Below are 17,647 nucleotides of genomic sequence, written 5' to 3'. Positions count from 1 at the left end.
GCCCTTGTGCTACTTCGGGTTGAAGCGTTTGTTGGCGCATGCACGTTCCTCCGTGCGTCGCAGATTAACGATCCAGACGGCCCACAGATCGTTTGTCAACTTTCTGTCAACGAATCGCTCAAACGATCTTGTCGGTGCTCCTCGGCACACTGGATCCACCACCGATCCGAGGAGACCACCATGTGCTGGGACTGCGACCACCCCGCCGACCGGATGGAAGAACACCTGGCCACGCTGCGCCGCTGCATAGCCGCACGGGGCTGGGCCGTCCAGGCCGTGGAACGGGACCGGGCCCACCCGCCCTGGGCCTACACGGTGGGCCTGAGCCCCCGAGGCCTACCGGAACTGGTCGTGACGGGCATGCCCGTCCTCGAAGCGGGCCGCCTCCTCGACGACATGGCGGAACACCTCGCGCACAGCTGCCTCCCACCCCCGGGAAAGCGCTTCACGGTGCCCGGCGGCCCCCTGCTGGAGGTGGTCCGCGTGGCCCGCCCGTGGGCGCACCTGCTGGTGTCCGCGCGGCTGTACGGCGAGGGCATCGAGGCCCTGCAGCTCGTGCACGCCGACGAGGCCGGGCGCTGGCCGTGGGACAGCTCCTACGACGGGATGGTGGGAGGGCAGCCGGTGCTGGGGGTGAGAGCGGGGCCGCCAGGCGGGTGAGGGCGCGGTGGGGCTGGTCGGGCTCGGCCTTGCGGCCGGCTCGCCGGCGCCGCTGCAACTCGCCCCGCCTCGCGTCCGGCCCCGCCGCACGCGACCCGCCGACCGCCCGACGTCACCCACTTCACTCGCCGCCCACCTCACCCACCGCCCCCATCACGGCCACCCGTCCACCCCACAGCCCGCCCTATCCGTTCCCCCACCTCCCGAAGGTGCTCGACCAGCTCCTCCGGCCCCTCCACCACGAACTCACACCCCAGCGAGGTGAGGCGAAACCCCAAATACTCCACCGTGTCCTCAGGACTGCACCAAGAACACGACCCGTCCTCAACCGCGATCAACTCCCCGGCGAAGTCCCCCAGACGCGCCCGAGCCAACTCCACCGGCAGCCCCAGGATCGCGCGCGCCTGGAACGTGGGAGCCGTGTCGTACATCCGCTGGGTCACGAACTCCACCGCGTCCCCGCCGGGCGGCACCCGAGGCGCGAACCGGGCCCCGGTGGCCACCGCGGACGACACCCGGTCCAGCCGGAAGGTCCGCCAGTCGTCCCGTTCCACGTCGAAAGCGAGGAGGTACCAGCGCCGGCCGAGCGCTACCAACTGAACAGGCTCCACGTGCCGCTTCGAGACGACGTTCTCGTTGGCCACGTAGGCGAACCGCACGCGTTCACGGGCCGCGACCGCGCCGGCGAGCACGGTCAACTGGCCGGGATCGACCGCAGAGGCGTGCGACACCGGGGCGGACGTCGCCGACGTCAACGAAGAAACCCGGCGTGCCAGCCGGGACGGCAGCACCTGCTGCAGCTTCGCCAGGGCGCGCAAGGACGCCTCGGCGATGCCCGCCACCGGCTGGCGGGCGGCGACCCGCAACCCGACCGCGATGGCGACGGCCTCCTCGTCGTCGACCAGCAGCGGGGGCATCGCCGCGCCCGCGCCCAGGCGGTACCCGCCGAGCACGCCCATCGACGCCTCGACGGGATAGCCGAGGTCGCGCAACCGGTCGACGTCGCGCCGCACCGTGCGCGGGGTGACCCCGAGCCTGGCCGCGAGTTCGCTGCCGGGCCACTCGCGCGGCGTCTGCAGCAACGACAGCAGGCGCAACAACCGGGCCGCATCACTCATGCCACCAACCTAGGACACAACTAGGACCGATCTCGTCCTACATGCGAAATACGGTCGCCCCGACGAAAGGGGAGACCACCATGAACGTCGTGCCCGAGGGCTACCACACCGTGACGCCGTGGCTGATCAGCCGGGGCCGCACGGCCGAGCTGATCGACTTCATCACCGAGGTGTTCGACGCGACCGAGCTAGGACGGGTCGGCGAGGCACCGGAGATCGGCCACGCCGAGGTCCGCATCGGCGACTCCGTCGTGATGCTGTTCGACGTGCCGAACTGGCCGCCCACGCCGGCGTTCCTGCGCCTCTACGTCGCCGACGACGCGGCCACGCTCGACAGGGCCCGGAAGCTGGGCAGCCGGGTCGTCACCGAACCCACCGAGCTGTTCTGGGGCGACAGGGTCAGCAGGTTCGCCGACCCGTTCGGCAACCTCTGGTGGCTGCACCAGCGCGTCGCCGAGCCCACCGGGGAGGAGCTGGACGCCAGGATGAACGACCCGGCGTTCCTCGAAGCCATGGCCTACGTGCAGAGCGCGGACTTCACTCCGCGGACGTGACCCGCTCGCGCTCGTCCGCGGTCAGCGTCGGTTCCGGCGACGCCGACCGCGGCCCGCGCAGCGTCGCCCACACCATCCGCGGGCTGAGCAGGTTCGCCATCGGCGCGGACAGGGTGAACGCCTCCAGGAACGCCCGCGTCACCGGTGGCTCCGTGGTCGCCGTGCGCACCAAACGGTCGACGTACCGCTGCAGCACCCGTCCGGCCAGCGGCAGCGGCTTCCCGACCGCGCCCGGATACAGGATGTCCTGGTTGGTCGCCATCGCCCACGCCCCGTCGACCACCTTGCCGATGCCGCGCTGGATCTGCTGAGCGGAACGCCCGTCCGCGAGGCCCGAGTCCAGCACCTGTGCGCTCTGCGCCGCGATCGACATCCCGTGCCCGTAGACGGGGTTGTACGTGGCCACCGAGTCGCCCAGAGCCAGCAACCCGGACGGCCACGACTTCAAGCGCTCGAAGTACATCCGCCGGTTCGCGGTGCTGTGCGACCCGTACACCGGCGACAGAGGTTCGGCGGACTCGATCAGCTCACCCACGACCGGGTTGCGCACCGACCGCGCGAACGAGACGAACTCCGACTCGTCGGTCGACGGCTCACCGCCGCGTGTCCCGGACAGCGTCACGAGCCACTTGCCGTCCTCGATGGGCAGCAGGGTCGCGGTGCACCCCGGGAACGGGTCGCGCGGGTTCGCCTGCACGTTGACGAGCGGGAACCCGGAGGCGGCCGTCGGGGGAGCCTGGAAGATCCTCGTGGCGTAGGCGAGTCCGGAGTCGACGCTCTCCGACTCCACCTCGGGCAGCCCGAACCCGGCCAGCCAGGCGGGCAGCCGGGACCCGCGCCCGGTGGCGTCCACGACGAGGTCGGCCTCCAGCGAGACCTGCTCACGGGAGATCCGGTCCTCGACCAGCACCCCGGTCACGGCGTCGGCGGACCCGAGCAACGACACCGGCTCGGTCCCGGTCAGCACGGAGATCTTGTTGTCCCGCAACGCCTGCGAGCGCACCACCCAGTCGAGCAGTGATCGGCTGCACGTGACGATGAACTGCATCTCCGGGAACCGCGGCACCCATCCCTGGGCGCTCAGCGACACCAGGTCGTTCGGCACCCCGATCCGGTGCGCCCCGGCCGCGAACAACGCGTCCAGCGTGCCCGGCAGCAACGACTCGATCGCCCGCGCGCCACCGGACATCAGCAGGTGCGCGTGCCGGGCCTGCGGCACGCCGGAGCGCGGGGCGGGCCCCTCGGGCAGCTTGTCCCGCTCCACCACGGTGACCTCGTCCACGTGCCGGACGAGCACGGACGCCGCGAGCACGCCCGCGAGCCCGCCTCCGAGCACAACGGCGTGTGTGGGTGCCATCAGTCCATTCCCCCTGCTGCTTCCACCCGTGCCGTGCCGGCGACGGCGGCCTCGACCATCGGCGAGTGCTGGTAGGCACGCGAGATCCGGACCCACCTGTCGTGCTCGGCGGCGAGGTCGGTGCCGTCGACGATCTCCGCGGCGGGACGGCGCTGGGGCGCCCGCGCACGGCCGCGGGACGAGCCCGCGGCGCGCAGCTGGGCGGCTTCCACGACCGCGGCCACCTCGTCCTTGGACAGCGAAGCCCGCTGCGCCAGCGAAGCGGCTGCCTCGCCGACCGACAGGTCGAAGTACGGCGTCAACGCCCAGCGCCAGTCGTTGAGCTCGATGATCTGCCGGCGCACGCGGTGGTGCGGGTTGAGGAACTTGCCCGGCGCCACCAGCACGATGCCGGGGTTCACGTGCACCAGCGCGCGGTGCAACGGCCGCAGCGCGAAGTACGTGCGCCAGCGCCGCACCCACTGCGACGGCGACGGGCGGCGCGGCCCGAACACCGGCAACGCCATCGCGATCACCAGCGGGATCATCGACAGCGACGCCATCAACGGCGCCGTCGTGCTCAGGACGTCGAAGCTGCGCTCACCGGCCCAGTCCATCAGCAGCACGAACAGCTTGATGACCGCGAAGGCCATGGGGAACAACGCCGCCGCGCAGTACCAGCGCAGCCCGAGGCGCAGCCACGGCCGCGCGGAGATCGCCTCGTCGCGCGAGCCCTGCCAGCAGTGGTACGCCTGGCCACCGCAGCCGATCAGGGTGGCGACGAGGTAGATGAACAGGAAGACCGCGATCGTCGGCTGCGTGGCGTAGTACGTGTCGAAGTCGACCTGGCGTTCCTCACCGACCTCGGACTTGGTGAACAGCACGACCATCGCGGCCACGACGGTGGCGTAGCTGACGACGATCAGCCGGACCCGTTGCCACGCCTGGGCCGCCGGGTAGCGCCAGTACAGCACCAGCGCGAACGCCGATCCCGCGAAGCAGACCACGAGGCCGTAGACGAGCAGCGCGGCGAAGTTCGGCACGCCGGTCACCCGGTTGACCCAGGTGATGTTCGCGGGAGCCGCGAAGAGGATGGCGAACGCCGAGAAGAACACGGTGGAGATCAGCGCCACGACGCGGGGACTGCCCCAGCTGGAGCGCAACGAGCGGATCTTGTAAGCGAGGAGGAGCAGTCCGACGACACCGCACGAGAGGTAGATCAGGTTAAAGATCGCCACGACGCACCCAGCGAGATCTTCCCTCGAGCGACTCGGCGACCCGGCGCACGTGCGCGGGCTCCTCGGTGGCGGCGGTGTCGGCCCACACCCGGTGTTCCGTCAACCTCTCCAGCAGGTGGTCGGCGAGGTTTTCGGCCTCGCGCTCCTCGTCCTCGGTGAGCGTCGTGCGGCCGGCGATGATCTTCGCCATCCGCGGCAGCAGGTGCGGCGCGAGCCTGCGCAGACCCTCGTCGCGGCCGAGCGCGACGGGCTGGTGCTCGAGCAGCACGTGGGCGAACTCGTGCAGCAACACGTGCAGGCGGTGGTACCAGGACGGCGAGTCGGCGCAGATGACCAGGTACGTGCCGTTCTCGAGCAACGCCGTCGCGCCGCTCAGGCACACCGCGTTCGTGATGGCGGCGAACCGGACGTCGACCTGGCGCCCGAGCCGTTCGCTCATGAGCTCGCAGACGCGGCGGCTCGCCTCCTGGTGCGTGGCGTCGGGCGGCAGCGCGAGGTCCCGGGCGACCTCGTCGACCAGCTTGCGCAGTTTCCTGCGGTTCACCCGCCGCCTCCTCTCGATGTCGTCTGCGGTCCAGGCCGAGATCTTCACGCCGTCGTCGTCACGTGGGGCGGCGGCCGTTCAACGGGAACGACCACCCCTCACCGACTTCGAGGGCCTGCCGGAACCCTTCTACCGCAGCAGCCCTGGCCTGTGGGGAGAGATCGCCCGTGCGTTCGGCCAGACGGGTGACGAATTCGACGACGCCGAGCTCGCGCAGCGCCAGGAAGTCCGTCAGCTCCGAGTCGACGCGCGCCGCCAGCTCGTCGTCGAAGAAGTACGCGGGGTCGGCGCCGAAGTGGTCGGCCAGGCCGAGGATGTGCTTGAGCCGCGGGTTGTCGCTCGTGTTGCCGAGCAGCTCGCGGATGTAGCTCGCGGAGATGCTGCCGAACTGGCCGGACGAGCTGATCGCGGTCGCGACCTCCTCGGGCGACCAAGGGCCGCGGTCCGGCGGGTGCACGGCTTCGAAGAGCGTGCTCAACGCCGTGGGCCGCCATCCGGGCTGTTCTGCCGTGCGCAGCTCACGACGGCCACCCAGGAACACGGCCGGGTGCACGCCGAGCGCGCCGGCGAGGTCGACGATGGCCTGGCACGTCGGGTTGTCCTTCACGCCGAGCCGCAGCTGCGAGATGTAGCCGTGCCCGATGTCCCCGCCCCGCGCCTTCACCGCGGCCGAGAGCGCCACGTTGGTGACCTTGCCCCGGCCGTCGGGCGGGGTGGTGCACAGCTCGTTGAGGACCACGGCGAACGGCCTCACGCCACACCTCCGCTGGAGCGACTCGCGGCCAGGAAATCGTTCCACTGCTGTGGAACCACGCGAGCATATGGCATCACAGGGGTTGAATCCACCACTCCGTAGCCCTATGATCACACTCCGCCGCTTGCACTGATGTGTCGCGTTTGATCCGAACGACGTCACGTCAGTTGAAAGGGGCAGATCGGGCCGGTCAGAGCATCCGGGGGGACTCGTGGCGACTGCGCGGACGGGGTTGTCCGTCGACCACAGTTCCCTGCGCCTGCACGATGAGAGCGTTCCCTCGCGTTGCGGCTCGTGCGCACAACCGGTCGGTGCCTGGGCGACGGACCGCCTGACGGGCCTCCTCGGCCGCTGGGGCTGGGACGATCAGGCGCCCGCGGCGTACCGCCGCGCCCAGCGCCGGTGGGAACAGGTCGCGCTGCTCATGGTCGACCTAGACCGCTTCAAGAAGATCAACGACGAGTACGGCCACCCGGCCGGCGACGTGGTCCTCACCGACGTGGCCGCCGTCCTCAAAGCACACACGCGCCCGACAGACCTCGTGTGCCGCTACGGCGGCGACGAGTTCCTGGTGCTGCTCCAGCACACCACGGGCCGAGAAGCGGCCACTGTGGCCGAACGGATCCTGCGCGGCATCCGCACGTTGCAGACCGAGATCACCACGAACGACGGCCACCACCTCACCCTGCACGGCCAGACGGCGTCCATCGGCGTCGCCTCCCACGTGCCGAGCGGCGAGGACACGCTGATCGACCTGGTCCGAGACACCGACGCGGCCCTGCAACGGGCCAAGCGGACCGGCCGGGCCAGGGTCCACCTGCACGACCCGAGCACGTTCGCCGCCGAGCGCACCGACACCTCGGCCCTGCACCACCTGCTCGCGTTGCAGGACCTGATGAGCAGCGACCAGCTGCCGCAGGTCCTCGTGTCGCTGTCCGACGGCCCCAAGGCCACCGAGGACCTGGTCCCGCTCCTCGGCCCGAGGGTGATCCTCACCCTGGAACGGCTGCAGGACAACGGTTTCGTGCTCCGCCGCGCGTCCCGCTACGAGCTGACGGCCGCCGCCCGCGAGTGGATCACGGACGTGCTGCCGGCCGTCGCCGCGTGGACGAACCGCCACCACGGCCTGGTGCGCTAGCTACTTCGGCCTCACGCCGTCGAGCCGACACCCTTGATCCGGCCGTCCCGGAACGCGTCCACGAACAGCCGGTGGTCCTCCCGGGTCTGCCGCGCGTACCCCAGCGCGAACTCCACGATCGAGTCGCAGAAGTCGGCGTCGCGATCCCCGATCACGGCCGCGATGGCCTCCTCGCACTGGAAGTCGACCAGGGTCTGCGACGAGTCCGAGTCGGCCACGCAGTGCATCTTCGCGGTGGCCCGGCCCAGGTGGTCGAGCACCGGGAGCATGTCCGCGGGTTCGGTGAGGTCGGACCAGTCGAGGTCCGCCTCGTACGGCGAGAGCTCCGCGACGACGTAGCCGACACCGTTGATCTGGGTGTGTCCGAGCCACGGGTCGGCGTGGGCCTGCAGCGCCCGCTGGGAGACGGCGGTGCGGTGGCCGTGGTCGGTGAAGTACTCGCGGATCCCGGGGTCGGCGACGATGCGGCTCGGCGCTGCGACGTTGGCCTGCTTCATCGACAGCACGACGTCGTTCTCCAGCGCCTGGGAGCGGCCCTCGACCAGGATGTTGTACGCGTGCAGGCCGGCCGAGCCGATGCCGAAACCGCTGCGGCCCACCACGTCCTTGACGGCGTAGGTGCGGCTCGACGCCCGTTTGCCGGTCGGGATGGTGTCCAGGTAGGACTCGTAGGCCCGCAGGACGTCCTCGTGGACCTCCGGCGGGAGTTCGTGGGTGCCCTCGCGGTCGCGGCGGAAGCGGCGCTCGTAGTCGACGACCACCGTCTTCTCCTCCAGCAGGCCGATCCTGGTGGCCAGGCGGGCCCGTTGCAGGACGCGGTGCAGCACGCCCTCGGTGCTGTCGAGGCGCAGGCTGAAGAGCTCGTCGTTCGGGTGCTCGACGAACGAGCGGACCTGCGCGACGTACGAGAGGACGTAGGTGCGGATCAGTTCGGTGATCGCGCTGTCGGGCAGCGCCTTGCGCCAGCCGAGGAGGGCCATCGAGGCGGCGAAGCGGCGGAGGTCCCACGTGAACGCGCCGAGGTAGGCCTCGTCGAAGTCGTTGACGTCGAACACCAGCGTGCCCTCGGAGTCCATGTAGGTCCCGAAGTTCTGCGCGTGCAGGTCGCCCTGGATCCAGATGCGGCCGGTGCGGTCGTCGGCCCACTCGTCGGGCATTTCGGCCATGTCGGCGTAGAACAGGCACGCGCTGCCGCGGTAGAACGCGAACGGCTCGGCCGCCATCTTGCGGAACTTGTGCCGGAACGCGGCGGGGTCGGCGGTCATCAGCCCCGAGAAGGCCTCTTCCAGCACGCTCACAATGCGTTCGCCGCGATCGGTCATGGTGCATCCCAACACGCCGGGGCCGCAACGAGAAGGGGCGACAGCGAGCAGGAATCGAGAAGCCCGGCCCCGCGGGAGGCGCCTAGCGTCAGGAGCATGTGCTTCATGTTCGGTGCGAGCGAGGAACAGGTCCGCCGCGTGCTCGAGGACCAGGCGGACGAGGCGGACGAAGAGGACGTACCGGCGGCCGAGAACTGGTCGCGGGACTAGGGATCGCGTTCATGCCCGGCAGAACACTTCGGGCATGGACGGATCTGTGTCACGCCGGAGCATCCTCGCCGCGGGTGTGGCGGGGTCGGCGGCGGTTCTGCTCGGCACGCCGAACGCCTCCGCGGCGGCCCTCGTCACCCACTCCGAGATCAACTCGCAGCCGACCTTCTACGAGGTGAACGGCGCCGCGACGTCGTTCCGCTACGAGCCCGCGTTCTACGCGCGGCTGGAGGCGTGGCACGTGCACTGGCGCAACTGGACGCCGTACCACTGGACCGCGCCGCACAAGATCTACTCGTACGGCGCGTATGTGGACAAGCCCGGCATGCACGGCGAGGGCAGGGCGTTCGACCTCGCCCGCATGCTCATCACGAACCGCGACACGGGCGCGACGTTCACCGCCTTCAACGCCCGTTACGACCAGTGGCGGAACACGACGGGTGACGCCCTGCGCACCGCCCGCATCCGTTACTGGGGAACGATGGCGTCACTGCACCACCACTTCCGGCACGTCCTCTCGTACTTGGACGACGCCGAGCACCACAACCACGCCCACATCGACAACGCGATCTCGGGCAGCGGCGACTCCGGCTTCGCCACCTCCTCGACGACCCAGACGTACTTCGTCCAGGCCGCCTGTCAGTACATCTGGGGCTACTCCACCGGAATCGACGGCGACTGGGGCCCGCAGACGCAGCGGGACTCCTCAGCCGCCCTCGTCCGCGCCGGTTCCGACGGCGTGATCACCACGCAGAGCCGTTGGCTCGCCTTCTGCAAGGCCAGCGCGCAGCAGGCGTGGGCGCTGGTGCCCTGACCGTCACGCCCGGCACTCCAGGAGCTGCTCCGATCCGCCGCCGTAGAGGTTCGGGTCCACCGCCGAGCAGTGCTGGGAGATCCACGCCTGGCGGCCGTGGTCGTCACGGCCGCCAGGACCGCCCATCCGGTCGCCACCGCCGAGCACGAACTTCAGCCTGCCCTCGCTCACCCAGGTCTGGAGCTGGTCGACCGACGGCGCGTCGTCGGAGCCGGAGAACCCGCCCATGCCGATCACGACCTCGTCGGAACCCATGATGAACGGCGAGGCCATCTGCGACGACCCGGCGACCGCGAGCGTGATCTCCGCGCCACCGCTGTTCTCCCTGGCGTAGGCCAGGATCCGCTTCTGCTCGTCGGTCAGCTCACCCCGGCCACCACCGCCGGGGCCGGGCATCGTGCCGATCTGTGGCCGCGCGGGCCTGCCGTTGCCCGGCCTCTGCCCGCCGAAGACCTGGAAACCACCACCGCCGCGTTCCGCCGGTCCGGCCGCGGGGATCGTGCCGTTCGAACTCGCCGTCGCCGCGGTGGCCGTGGACCACACGGCGGGGACCAGCAGGACGGCGACCACCGCGGCCACGAGTCCGGCCCGGCGCAGTCCCAGGACCAGCACGACGACGGCGACAGCGGCCATGCCGAGCACGGCCCACCGCGTCCAGCCGTGCCAGGACGTGTCGCGCGAGACCACCACGAACGCCCACCCGGCCGTCAGCACGACCGACAGCGGAAGCAGGAACCGCACGAAGCTCTTGGCACGCCAGAACATCACCATCCCGGCGGCGCTGATCGCGGCGACGGCCGGCGCCAGCATCGTCGTGTAGTACGGGTGGAAGATGCCCTGCGCGAGGCTGAACACCAACGCCGTGACGAGCAGCCAGCTGCCCCACAGGAACCAGCCCGCACGCTCGGCCGCGTCGCCGGGAACCCCGCGCCGCCGGCGCAGCACTCCCGCCACGGAAACGGTTCCCAAGACCAGCAGGCACAACGGCAGCAGCCACGAGATCTGCCCGCCGACCGACGCGTCGAACATGCGCGTGATGCCCGGCTGACCGCCGAACATCGCCCCGCCACCGGGTCCGCCGAACTCCATCGGCCCCTGCCCGGTCGGCGCCGCGCCGCTGGGCACCGGCATGCTGCCGCCACCCCGGTTGCCGCTCCCGCCGAACACCCGGCCCAGCCCGTTGTAGCCGATGATCAGGTCCCACGCGCCGCCGTCCGTGCTCCCGCCGATGTACGGCTTGGAGCCGGGCCAGAACGCGTGCAGCGCCACCCACCAGAACGACGACGCCACCAGCACCGCGCCGGCGGCGAGCAGGTCGAGGATCCGCCGTTTCACCGCCCCTGAAGTCCCGACCAGGTAGGCCAGGGCGAAGCCGGGGACCACGATCCACGCCTGCAGCATCTTCGTCAGGAACCCGCAGCCGATGAAGAAGGCGCACCACAGCAGCCACTTCGTGCGCGACCGGCTGTCCGCGGCCTTGACCGACCGCGTGAAGGCGTAGGCGGACGCGACGAGCAGCAGCACCAGCAACGTGTCCGGGTTGTTGTCGCGGTTGATCGCGACGGTGATCGGCGTGAGGGCGAAGATCAACGCCGCGAGCAGCGCGACCTGTTCGCCCGCCCACAGCCGGACGGTGCGGTGCAGCAGGAACACCGCCGCGACCCCCTCGACCACCTGCGGCAACAACACCGCCCAGCCGTGGAACCCGAAGAGCCACACGGAGATCGCCTGCGGCCACAACGCCATCGGAGGCTTGTCGACGGTCACCACGCCCGCCGGGTCGAACGAGCCGAACAGGAAGTTGGTGAACGACGTCGACATCGACTTCGCGGCGGCCGAGTAGTAGGAGTTGCCGATCTGTCCCGCGCCGATCGCCCACGCGTACAGGCCACCGGCCAGCACGCAGATCGCGACGAGACCCCAGACGTGCCAACGGGGAGGTCGTGCCTCGACGGGTTCGCCAGCAGGGGCTGCCACTTCGGCAGTGGCGGTCATGCGTCGTCCTTTCGGTCGTTGCGGCGGAACACCCAGCTCCGCAGCAGGAAGAAGCGACCCACCGTGCCCAGTGCCGAGGAACCGAGCAGCACCACCAGTTCCAGGGTGCGCGGCGGGTCGGGGGAGACCGCGTGCAACACGAGCAACGCGGCCGACGTGAACGCGTAGTAGAGCCCGAACACCACGAACCCCTGCAGGTGCGTCTTGCCGCGCGAGGCGTTGCGGGCCGTGAAGGTGAAGCGCCGGTTGGCCTCCGTGTTGAACAACGTGGTGATCACCAGCGCGGCGAGGTTCGCCACCAGCACCGGCCACCACAGCCGGAAAGCGCCGTACAGGGCCAGGTTCGCGAGCGTGGAGATCACGCCGATGACCGCGAACGACAGCACCTGCCAGGAGAGCCCGCCCTCGCTGCGGCTCAACACGGCGTCCGGGTGGATCGCGCGGGGCTGCGGCCGGCGCGGCAACCCGGTCACGAGCGCCGTCCCGTTGGCCTTGGCACGGGCAACGCGGATCAACCCCTTGATGTCGTCGATCGCGGTGCCGACCACGTCGACCCGGCTGTCCACGTCCTCGACCCAGTCCACCGGCACCTCGTGCACGCGCAGACCGTTGTGCTCGGCCAGGAGCAGCAGTTCGGTGTCGAAGAACCACGCCTCGTCGCGCGCCTGGCCGAGCAGCGGCCGGACGACCTCCGTGCGCGCGGCCTTGAACCCGCACTGCGCGTCGCTGAACCGCGCGCCGTGCGTCAGCCTGATCAACGCGTTGTAGGCGCGCGACACCAGCTCTCTCCGCGGCCCGCGCACCGTTCGCGAACCGGGCGCGAGGCGCGAGCCGATCGCGAGGTCCGAGTGCCCGTTGAGCAGCGGCGCGACCAGCGGCAGCAGCCCGTCCAGCCCGGTCGACAGGTCGACGTCCATGTAGACGACGACCGCCGCCTCGCTGGAACCCCACGACTCCCGCAGCGCCAGCCCGCGACCCTTGCGGTCGAGGTGGTGCACGCGTACCCGCTCGTACTTCCGTTCCAGATCGCGGGCGACCTCCAGGGTCCCGTCCGTGCTGGCGTTGTCGACCACCACGATCGACCAGTCGAACGGGAACTGCTCGGTCAGGAACCCGTGCAGGACCTCGACGCAGCCGGGCAGCGCGCGTTCCTCGTTGTACACGGGGATCATGATGTCCACCGTCCCTGTGGCCTGTGCGGTGCTCACCGCCGTCATGGCTCTCTCCGTTCCACTGTGGACACGACTCGCTCGTTCCGAGATCGAGCCTGCTGACGGAGTTGTGAGAACGTCCTTGGCTTCCGCTGAGAGAATCGTGAGAGCCCGGATGCACAGCTGGCTCACAGCGAACGGCTCTACCGTCCTCGGCATGAGACTGCTCGTGGTGGACGACGACCCGGACGTCCGGGACAGTCTGCGGCGCAGCCTCGAGTTCGAGGGCTACGAGGTCACGACCGCCGCGGACGGCGCCGAGGCGCTCCCCCTGGTGCACCGCGCCGACCTGGCGATCCTCGACCTGATGATGCCCGTGCTCGACGGTTCGGAGGCCTGCCGGCGCCTGCGCGCGGCCGGCGAGCGCCTGCCCGTGCTGATGCTCACCGCCCGCGACGCGCTGGGCGACAAGGTCACCGGCCTGGACGCCGGCGCCGACGACTACCTGGTCAAACCGTTCGCGCTGGAGGAACTGCTGGCGCGCATCAGGGCGTTGCTGAAGCAGAACCGGCGGCGGACGCCACCGCAGGTGCTCCAGTTCGCCGACCTGCGGATGGACCCGGCGGCCCACGAGGTCGTGCGCGGCGGCGAGCTGCTCGACCTGACCCCGACGGAGTTCGACCTGCTCACCGTCTTCCTGCGCGACCCGGAGCGGCTGCTCACCAAGCAGCACCTCCGGCACGCCGTGTGGGGCAAGGACCAGGGCACCAACCTGCTCGACGTGTACATCGGCTACCTGCGGCGCAAGACCGAGTCGGGTGGCCGCCCGCGGCTGCTGCACACCGTGCGCGGCATGGGTTTCATCCTGCGCGAGTCGCCATGAGCCGCCCGGTCCTGCTGCGCAGCAAGCTCGCGTTGATCACCGCGTTCGTCGTGGCGGTCGCGATCGCCGGGATCAGCGTCGTCACCTGGCTCGCCACCGAGCACAACCTGAGCTCGCAGCTCGACAAGTCGTTGCTGGCCAGCACCCCACCGCCGCGCATCAAGATCCGGTGCGACGAAGGCGTTCCCGCCGAGGGGTTGCGGCAGGTCCTGCAGGGCATCCAGACCCTGACCGCCGACGGCCTGAGCTGCGCGCCACCCGGCGTCGACCCCGTCGTCACCTCTGCCGAGGACGTCGTCGCCACACCGGCGTTCCGCGACGGCGTCACCGAGTCGGGCGCCGAGGCACGCGTTCTGCTGCAGCCGATCGCCCCCGGCGAGGTGCTGATCCTGAGCCGCAGCAAGGCCGAGATCAACAGCACCCTGACCACGCTCGCCGGTGTCCTGACCGCCGTGTCGGTCTTCGGCGCGCTGCTCGTGGCCGGAGCCGGGCTGTGGCTCACCCGCCGCGCCCTCGCCCCCATGGAACGCCTCACCGAGACCGCCGAACACATCGCGCGCACCGAGGACCTGACCACCCCCGTCACCGTCGGCGGCCAGGACGAGGTGGGCCGCCTGGGCCGCGCGTTCACGTCGATGACCGCGGCGCTGGCCGAGTCCCGCCGCCGCCAGAAAGACCTGGTCAACGATGCCGCACACGAGCTGCGCACCCCGTTGACGAGCCTGCGCACCAACATCGACCTGCTGGTCCGCGCCGAGCGCACGGGCCGCGAACTGCCCCAGCGCGCCGAGGTCCTCGACCGCCTGCAGGCCCAGAGCCAGGAGTTCAGCGACCTCGTCACCGAACTGGTCGTGCTGGCGCGTGACGACCGGGAACTGGCCAGCGACTCCGTCGACGTGGCCGGCGTGATCGACAGGGCCGTCGAACGAGCCCGCAGCCGCGCTCACGACCACGTCTTCGACGTCGACCGCGCCGAGTGGTCGATCGTCGGCGACGCGGGCGCGCTGGAACGCAGTGTGCTCAACCTCCTCGACAACGCCGTGAAGTTCTCCCCGGCGGGCTCCGCGATCACGGTCCGCTCGAAGCCCGGCTGGCTCACGGTGAGTGATGAGGGCCCCGGTGTGCCGTTCGAGCACAGGACCTCGGCGTTCGAGCGGTTCTGGCGCGCCCCGGACGCCCGCGGCCTGCCGGGATCGGGGCTGGGACTGGCGATCGTGGCGGACACCGTGGCCGCGCACTCCGGCAGCGTCCGGTTCGTGCCGAGACCGCGCGGTGCGTCCGTTCGCGTCGATCTACCGGAATTCCGTTGAGCGGCAGACGATCGACGGTGGTTGGCGAGGGCCTTCCTGCACCACGGTTAGCGCATGAAGCGCACACACCGGCGCCCTGCCTTGCTGATCACCGCGCTCCTCTCGATCGCGATGGTCAACGTCGGCAACTCCGCCGCAGCCCCTGACGAGCCGGCGAACCACTGGCAGTACGACCACTGGCCTCAGCAACAGCCTTGGCAGCAGACGAGGGACTCCGCGCGCGTCCTCGCGCAGGCCGGGTTCCCGGGCCCGATCGACCCGCAGAACTGGGTCAACCCCGACCACATGACGTGGGAGCGGGACTACAAGAAGATCCCCGGCACGAACTGGGCCGACCCGGCGGTCAAGGGGTCGGTGCGCAACTTCAAGGGCGCGCTGGTCCTGCTGGACTACCCGAACCAGCCGTTCGTCGTCACGCAGCCCAAGAACTCCACGGTGTTCGGCAACCCGAGCGCCGAGGCCTCCGGGGTGCCGCGCGCCGAGGTCGGCCAGTTCTACCAGGACTTCCTCAACAAGCCGAACGGCCTCAACCGCGGCCACACCGTGCACGAGTACTGGATGGAGACCTCCGGCGGGCGCTACGGCGTCGAGCTGAAGGCGTTCGGCCCGTACCAGATGCCGGGCAAGGACCACGAGTACGCCATGGAGTTCCAGGGCGGGACCGGATGTCCCGCGGGCGACTCCTGCAACCGCAACATCCGCACCGACGGCCGTGCCGCGTGGGTGGCCGACGTCGGCGCCGAGGTGCCCGCGGGGTACGACTTCATCTACTACCTGTCGGCGGGCCAGGACGAGTCCGGAACCTGGCAGGAGTTCGGGATGATGAAGTTCCGGACCAAGGAGGACGTGACCGACGACTTCGGCCCGCCGGACCCCGCGCTGCCGAACTGGTCGCGCACCCGGTACGTCGACTGGACGTCGTGGGCCGCGGGCTCGTCGATCTGGCCGAACGCGGGCGGTGGCTCGTCCACCCAGGCCGAGAGCTCCGGCCAGGGCGTCTACGCGCACGAGCTGAGCCACATCCTCGGCATCGGTGACAACTACAACAACCCGTACGGCAGCCCGCCGCGCCGTGACTACAGCGGCCCGTGGGACATGCTGTCGCGCGGCTCGTTCAACGGCCCCGGCGGCCCGCACTCGCGCTGGACGATCCCGGCGACCGGTGGCGCATCCCTTGGCGCGCAACAGACCCTGCGCAACAAGATCAAGCTCGGCATCATCGACGAGAAGAACGTCCTGCGGCTGTCCCGCGAGGCGCTGGCCGGCTCCGGCACGGTCATCGCGAAGATCACCGCGCGTGAGGTGAACCCCGGAGATGCCGGCCTGACGGGCATCAACCTCGCACTGGGCACGGGCGACAAGACGCCGTCCTGCAACGTCTCCACCGACCCGTTCTGCGACGGCGGCGGCTACAACAACTACACGCTCGAGGTCGTGGACCGGATGGGCGCCGACTCGTTCACCCCGGACTCCGGCGTGCTGCTCGCCAAGACCAAGAACGTCGACGCCGCACCGTTCACGTGGGTGGTCGACGCCAACCCGCAGGACATCGGCATGACCGACTACGTCCTGCCCGACGGCACCAGGGTCCCGATCACGATCGGCGACTACCGCCAGCTGTCCGACGCGCTGTTCCACGCGGGTACGAACTCCGGCAGCGAGTTCGAGTTCGTCGACACGGCCAACCGCCTGCACTTCTACGTGCTGGACCTGCAGCGCGACTCGCGCGGCGTGCTGTCGTACACGGTGGCGATCCGGTCGCTCGACGGCGCCGGCCCGCAGCAGCGCGGCGTGCGCGTGACGCCGACCGCGGCACGGGTCGACTCCTCGGGCGTGGCGACGTGCAAGTTCCCGCTGACCAACACCGGCCGGGCAGCGGTGCCGGGCGGACAGCACCCGGAGCCCGTCGACCAGTACCTCGACGGTGACGTCTACCGCGTGACGGCGACGGCGTCGAACGGCTGGACCGTCTCGGTGCCGAACGCGTTGGCCACGGCCAAGTTCGGCGGTCGCGTCGACGTCCCGGTGCACGTGCAGCGGGGCGGTGGTTCGGCGATGTCCAAGGTGACGCTGACGGCCGTGTCGGAGAGCAACCCCGGCAGGTCCGCGACCGCCACCTGCACCGTGACCGGCCGCTAGCGGTGACGGCTCCGGACCGGCCTGCGCCGGTCCGGAGCCACTCGCCGAGGGGGAACCGGACCCGACGTCAGCATCACGAAGCACGCCAGCAGCAGGATCGTTCCGCACGCCAGCCACGTCAGCGTCTGGACCGTGCCGATCGGCGCGATCACGCCGATGCTGAACAGCAGCAACGGCATGCCGAGCGCGTAGCAGACGCCCGCCGCGAACGTCCGGCCCGAACCGTTGAGCAGCAACGGGACCGCGGCGACGCCGGTCAGCACGGCGAACACGAGCCACGCGTACGTCATCCCGTGGTGCAGCGCGATCGTGACGTCCAGACCGTCCTCCGCCCGGATCGCGGCCTCCGCCTCGGCCCCGTAGGTGAACCCGACGGCGGCTCTCGTTCCCGCGGCGACGGCTGTGAGCAGGAGCGCCGCCCCCAGGATGGTGCGACCGCGCCGGACGGGATCGACTCGTTTCCTGGTGTCCACGCACCCCA

General features: G+C 70.5%; 16 protein-coding genes. 7 read left to right on the top strand and 9 right to left on the bottom strand.

The genetic code is table 11. The annotated features are described in order from the left end of the window. The first annotated feature begins 180 nt into the window (after nt 1-180). Complete coding sequence (locus BMY74_RS29055) at nt 181-660, top strand: DUF4262 domain-containing protein (protein ID WP_089921643.1); 480 nt, start codon at nt 181-183, stop codon at nt 658-660. Between the two features lie 137 nt (nt 661-797). On the opposite strand, the gene BMY74_RS29050 is transcribed toward BMY74_RS29055, so the two are convergent. Continuing rightward, complete coding sequence (locus BMY74_RS29050) at nt 798-1,778, bottom strand: helix-turn-helix transcriptional regulator (RefSeq protein WP_089921642.1); 981 nt, start codon at nt 1,776-1,778, stop codon at nt 798-800. Between the two features lie 80 nt (nt 1,779-1,858). Between BMY74_RS29050 and BMY74_RS29045 the strand changes: the two genes are divergently transcribed. Further along, the gene (locus BMY74_RS29045) at nt 1,859-2,332 is read left to right on the top strand and encodes a VOC family protein (protein WP_089921641.1); all 474 of its coding nucleotides are present in this window, start codon (nt 1,859-1,861) and stop codon (nt 2,330-2,332) included. On the opposite strand, the gene BMY74_RS29040 is transcribed toward BMY74_RS29045, so the two are convergent. The 4 genes from BMY74_RS29040 to BMY74_RS29025 are packed head-to-tail and all read right to left on the bottom strand — an operon-like array spanning nt 2,316 to nt 6,204. Beyond that, the gene (locus BMY74_RS29040; RefSeq protein ID WP_089921640.1) at nt 2,316-3,689 is read right to left on the bottom strand and encodes an NAD(P)/FAD-dependent oxidoreductase; all 1,374 of its coding nucleotides are present in this window, start codon (nt 3,687-3,689) and stop codon (nt 2,316-2,318) included. The two genes, BMY74_RS29045 and BMY74_RS29040, sit on opposite strands and share 17 nt — an antisense overlap. Further along, nucleotides 3,689-4,906, bottom strand: coding sequence for an MAB_1171c family putative transporter (locus BMY74_RS29035; protein WP_089921639.1), 1,218 nt, complete (start codon nt 4,904-4,906; stop codon nt 3,689-3,691). Before BMY74_RS29035 ends, BMY74_RS29040 begins: the two co-directional genes overlap by 1 nt. Continuing rightward, on the bottom strand, nt 4,893-5,450 hold the full coding sequence (locus BMY74_RS29030) for a hypothetical protein (RefSeq protein ID WP_143091740.1): 558 nt from the start codon (nt 5,448-5,450) through the stop codon (nt 4,893-4,895). The genes BMY74_RS29035 and BMY74_RS29030 overlap by 14 nt, the downstream gene beginning before the upstream one ends. Nucleotides 5,451-5,508: 58 nt before the next feature. Continuing rightward, nucleotides 5,509-6,204, bottom strand: a complete 696-nt coding sequence (locus BMY74_RS29025) for a hypothetical protein (protein WP_089921637.1) — start codon at nt 6,202-6,204, stop codon at nt 5,509-5,511. 211 nt (nt 6,205-6,415) lie between these two features. Between BMY74_RS29025 and BMY74_RS29020 the strand changes: the two genes are divergently transcribed. Then, the gene (locus BMY74_RS29020) at nt 6,416-7,342 is read left to right on the top strand and encodes a GGDEF domain-containing protein (protein ID WP_089921636.1); all 927 of its coding nucleotides are present in this window, start codon (nt 6,416-6,418) and stop codon (nt 7,340-7,342) included. An 11-nt stretch (nt 7,343-7,353) separates the two neighbouring features. Here the strand turns inward: BMY74_RS29020 and BMY74_RS29015 are convergent, their stop codons facing one another. After that, nucleotides 7,354-8,664 (bottom strand): DUF2252 domain-containing protein, encoded by a 1,311-nt coding sequence (locus BMY74_RS29015; protein ID WP_089921635.1) that lies wholly within the window; start codon nt 8,662-8,664, stop codon nt 7,354-7,356. A gap of 244 nt (nt 8,665-8,908) precedes the next feature. Between BMY74_RS29015 and BMY74_RS29010 the strand changes: the two genes are divergently transcribed. After that, nucleotides 8,909-9,688: a hypothetical protein gene (locus BMY74_RS29010; RefSeq protein ID WP_143091739.1), complete on the top strand. Its 780-nt coding sequence runs from the start codon at nt 8,909-8,911 to the stop codon at nt 9,686-9,688. A gap of 3 nt (nt 9,689-9,691) precedes the next feature. Here BMY74_RS29010 and BMY74_RS29005 read toward each other — a convergent pair whose 3' ends face one another. Together BMY74_RS29005 and BMY74_RS29000 are read right to left on the bottom strand one after the other, a co-directional pair. Then, complete coding sequence (locus tag BMY74_RS29005) at nt 9,692-11,683, bottom strand: ArnT family glycosyltransferase (RefSeq protein WP_089921633.1); 1,992 nt, start codon at nt 11,681-11,683, stop codon at nt 9,692-9,694. After that, entirely contained in the window at nt 11,680-12,900 is a 1,221-nt protein-coding gene (locus tag BMY74_RS29000) for a bifunctional glycosyltransferase family 2/GtrA family protein (RefSeq protein WP_089921632.1), read from the bottom strand. Before BMY74_RS29000 ends, BMY74_RS29005 begins: the two co-directional genes overlap by 4 nt. A gap of 151 nt (nt 12,901-13,051) precedes the next feature. Between BMY74_RS29000 and BMY74_RS28995 the strand changes: the two genes are divergently transcribed. The 3 genes from BMY74_RS28995 to BMY74_RS28985 are packed head-to-tail and all read left to right on the top strand — an operon-like array spanning nt 13,052 to nt 17,166. After that, nucleotides 13,052-13,717, top strand: coding sequence for a response regulator transcription factor (locus BMY74_RS28995; protein ID WP_089921763.1), 666 nt, complete (start codon nt 13,052-13,054; stop codon nt 13,715-13,717). Continuing rightward, on the top strand, nt 13,714-15,027 hold the full coding sequence (locus BMY74_RS28990; RefSeq protein WP_089921631.1) for a HAMP domain-containing sensor histidine kinase: 1,314 nt from the start codon (nt 13,714-13,716) through the stop codon (nt 15,025-15,027). The genes BMY74_RS28995 and BMY74_RS28990 overlap by 4 nt, the downstream gene beginning before the upstream one ends. Nucleotides 15,028-15,081: 54 nt before the next feature. Beyond that, entirely contained in the window at nt 15,082-17,166 is a 2,085-nt protein-coding gene (locus BMY74_RS28985) for a M6 family metalloprotease domain-containing protein (protein WP_089921630.1), read from the top strand. Here the strand turns inward: BMY74_RS28985 and BMY74_RS28980 are convergent. After that, nucleotides 17,163-17,639, bottom strand: a complete 477-nt coding sequence (locus BMY74_RS28980; protein ID WP_089921629.1) for a hypothetical protein — start codon at nt 17,637-17,639, stop codon at nt 17,163-17,165. The genes BMY74_RS28985 and BMY74_RS28980 overlap by 4 nt on opposite strands. Nucleotides 17,640-17,647: the final 8 nt, after the last annotated feature.

Source organism: Lentzea albida (assembly GCF_900111005.1).
GTDB lineage: Bacteria > Actinomycetota > Actinomycetes > Mycobacteriales > Pseudonocardiaceae > Lentzea > Lentzea albida.
This window is presented reverse-complemented; position numbering and strand designations above follow the sequence as displayed.